Consider the following 2,789-nt stretch of genomic DNA (forward strand, 5'->3'; position numbering starts at 1 on the left):
AGGTCGGCGACGGCGCGGCCGGAGACGAGCGCGAGGTGCAGCCCGGGCACGCCGGCGAGCCGTTCGAGCGCCGTGACGGCCGCGGGCAGCGGCCGGCTCGCCGCCGGGTCGTCGACCAGCGGCGCGAGCACGCCGTCGAAGTCGAGCGCGACCAGCACCTGCTCGCCGTCGGCCAGGCGCCGTGCCAGGTCGGCGACGGCGTCAGAGAGCGCGGGTCCCGGCGCGGCGTCGGGGGAGGGCGCCGTCACCGGCTGCCCCCGCGCGGCTCCTCGTGGCTCGGCTGGTGCGCGAGGCGCAGGTGCGCGTCCTCGACGACGGGCGGCTCGCGGCCGTCCGCCCCCGCCCCCAGGGCCGCGAGGAAGCTGTTCGACCACTTGGTGACGTCGTCGCTCAGCACGCGGCGGCGCAGCTTGCGCATGCGCTTGCGCATCTCGCCGCGGTCCATCCGCGCCGCACGGTCGATCGCGCCCTTCAGCCCGTCGATGTCGTGGGGGTTGACCAGCAGCGACCCGGCCAGCTCGTCCGCCGCGCCCGTGAACTCGCTCAGCACGAGGACGCCCCGGTCGTCGACGCACGCGGCGACGAACTCCTTGGCGACGAGGTTCATGCCGTCGCGCAGGGAGGTGACGAGCATGACGTCGGCCGCGAGGTACAGGGCCGCCATCTCCTCGGGCGGGTAGGAGTGGTGCAGGTAGTGGATGGCCGCCGAGCCGATGCCGCCGAACTCGCCGTTGATGCGCCCGACCAGGCCCTCGACCTCGTCCCGGAGCTGCTGGTACGCCTCCACGTTCTCCCGGCTCGGGCTCGCGACCTGCACGAGCGTCGCCTCGGGGACCGAGAGCTTGCCGTCGGCGAGGAGCTCGCCGTAGGCCTTGATCCGGTGGCTGATCCCCTTGGTGTAGTCGAGGCGGTCGACCCCGAGCAGGAGGACCTGCGGGTCGCCCAGGTCCTTTCGGATCTCCGCGGCGCGTGCCCGGACCTCGGGCCGGCGCGCCATGGCGTCGAAGCGGGACGAGTCGATCGAGATCGGGAACGCCGCGGCCCGCACGGTGCGCTCGCCGTCGGGCGTCGGGACCGTCACGAGCGGTCCGCGGGTGGTCAGGTCCGTGAGGCGTCGCACGACGCGCGTGAAGTTGGCCGCGTCGCCCGAGCGCTGGAAGCCGACCAGGTCGGCGCCGAGCAGGCCCTCGACGACCTGCCGCCGCCACGGCAGCTGGGCGAAGATCTCCAGGGGCGGGAACGGGATGTGGTGGAAGTACCCGATGCGCAGGTCCGGCCGGAGCTCGCGCAGCAGCGCGGGGACGAGCTGGAGCTGGTAGTCGTGGACCCACACCACGGCGCCCTGTGCCGCGAGGCCGGCGGCCGCCTCCGCGAAGCGGCGGTTCACGCGGCGGTAGGCGTCCCACCAGTGCCGGTGGAACTCCGGCGGGCTGATGACGTCGTGGCTCAGCGGCCACAGCGTGTCGTTCGAGAAGCCCTCGTAGTAGTCGGTGATCTCCTGCGCGCTGAGGGTCACCGGGATCAGGCGCATGCCGTCCGCGTCGAAGGGGTCGGCCTCGACGTCCGCCGAGCCGCTCCAGCCCACCCACGCGCCGTGGGTCGCCTGCATCACCGGCTCGAGCGCGCTCACCAGCCCGCCGGGGGAGCGGCGCCACGACTGGCTGCCGTCCTCGTCCACCGTCAGGTCCACCGGAAGGCGGTTGGCCACCACCACGAGCTCGTACTGCTGCGTCGACGACGTCACGCGTTTCACCCCTCGGATCTCGCGACCGAGGCTATCGAGGTCCGTCACGGCGCGCTCGGGCGTCCGCGCCGGCCGTGCGCGCCTCGGTGACCCGGCGCGCGCGCGCCGCTACCGTGCGGTCATGGAGCGCATCGAGGTGACCCCGGGGACGGAGATCGGTGGTTACCGCGTGATCGGTCCGCTCGGCCGCGGCGGCATGGGGGCCGTCTACCGCGCCGCGGACGGCGACGGGGCGACCGTCGCGCTCAAGCTGCTCCACCCCCACCTCGGGGCCGACCCCGACGCGCGCGAGCGCCTGCAGCGCGAGGTGCGCCACCTGCAGCGCATCCGCCACCCCGGGGTGGCGCGCGTGCTCGACGCCGAGATCGACTCGACCGAGGCCTTCGTCGTCACCGAGCTCGTCGACGGCCAGGACCTGGGCGCGCACGTCACGGCACGCGGCCCCCTGCCCCCCGGCGAGCTGGCCGACCTGGCGGAGCGGCTCCACGACGCGATCGCCGTCGTGCACGAGGCCGGCGTCCTGCACCGCGACCTCACGCCGGGCAACGTCATGGTGACCTCGCGCGGCCCCGTGCTCATCGACTTCGGCATCGCCCAGGCCGTCGACGACGTGCGGGTCACCTCGACGGGGCTGGTCATGGGCACACCCGGGTACCTCTCACCCGAGCTGCTGGACGGCGCCGAGCCGTCCGAGTCGGGCGACTGGTGGGGCTGGGCCGCGCTGCTCACCCTCGCCGCGACGGGCCGGCCGCCCTTCGGCGGGCCGCCGTTGCAGGCCGTGCTGTCCCGCGCCCGCACGGGCCAGCCCGACCTGGACGGTCTCGCGCCGCGCACGGCGGCGGCCCTGCGCGGCGCTCTCGCGGTCGACCCGTGGCGCCGCACCGAGCCCGAGGAGGTCGTGGCCGAGCTGCGGCGTGCCGCCCAGGGTGACACCGACGCGCCGGCGACGGCCGGCGCCACGGCGGTCCTGGGGGTGCCGGGCGCGGGCCGCGACACCGGCGAGGGCGTACCGGCGACCGCTGTCGTCGCGGCGCCCGCGGGCGCC

General features: G+C 75.5%; 2 protein-coding genes and 1 pseudogene. 1 reads left to right on the forward strand and 2 read right to left on the reverse strand.

Annotated elements, in window-relative coordinates:
• Positions 1-248 (reverse strand): annotated as a pseudogene (locus IDM29_RS16165) (trehalose-phosphatase); the annotation flags it as partial.
• A complete protein-coding gene (locus IDM29_RS16170; protein ID WP_255491750.1) occupies positions 245-1,744 on the reverse strand; it encodes a trehalose-6-phosphate synthase in 1,500 nt (499 codons plus the stop codon). The pseudogene IDM29_RS16165 and the gene IDM29_RS16170, both read right to left, overlap by 4 nt.
• Positions 1,745-1,865: 121 nt before the next feature.
• On the opposite strand from IDM29_RS16170, the gene IDM29_RS16175 reads away from it, so the two are divergent.
• The coding region (locus IDM29_RS16175) for a serine/threonine-protein kinase (protein ID WP_188037788.1) at positions 1,866-2,789 on the forward strand (924 nt) is incomplete at its 3' end.

This window comes from Actinotalea sp. JY-7885 (genome assembly GCF_014525465.1).
In the GTDB taxonomy this organism is placed as follows: Bacteria; Actinomycetota; Actinomycetes; order Actinomycetales; family Cellulomonadaceae; genus Actinotalea.